The organism is Galactobacter valiniphilus (assembly GCF_003575975.1).
GTDB classification, from domain to species: Bacteria; Actinomycetota; Actinomycetes; order Actinomycetales; family Micrococcaceae; genus Galactobacter; species Galactobacter valiniphilus.
The window spans coordinates 1-551 of sequence record NZ_QQXK01000087.1 but is presented as its reverse complement, the minus strand read 5'-3'; the positions used below and the strand labels follow the sequence as shown (position 1 = coordinate 551).

Here is a 551-nt window from a genome sequence, read left to right as displayed (position 1 = left end):
GCTGGAGAGGACGCAGTCGCTGGCGCAGCAGTCCGGAGACCTGGACTGGGTCGCGTCGATCGACTCCACGATCGTGCGCGTGCACCAGCACGGTGCGACACTTCCCCGCGCCACAGGGGGCTCAGTCGAACTACAAGAAGTTCGGACAGGAGCCGCCCGATCACGCGATCGGCCGCTCCCGCGGCGGGCTGACGACGAAGAACCACCTGGTCTGCGACGGGAAGGGACGCGCACTCGCGTTCATCCTCACGCCCGGGCAAGCAGCGGACACCAGCATGCTCGCCGCGACGTTGAGCGAGATCCGCGTCTTAGGCGCGAGAGGCAGGCCGAGGTCAAGACCGGACCGAGTGCTCGCGGACAAGGGCTACCCGTCCAAGGCGAACCGGGCCTGGCTACGTGAACACGGGATCGCTGCGACGATCCCTGAGCGCGACGATCAGATCGCTCACCGACGCAAGCGCCGCGGCAGGCCGATCGACTTCGGTGACCAGCAGCGGGTCCGCTACCGCGGCCGCAACGTCGTCGAGCGGTGCTTCAACAAGCTCAAGCAA

Annotated in this window: 1 protein-coding gene; it reads left to right on the top strand. The window is 67.5% G+C overall.

Annotation, left to right across the window (positions count from 1 at the left end):
* Positions 1 to 92: 92 nt before the first annotated feature.
* On the top strand, positions 93 to 551 hold a 459-nt coding region (locus DWB68_RS16080; RefSeq protein WP_147391727.1), incomplete at its 3' end, for an IS5 family transposase.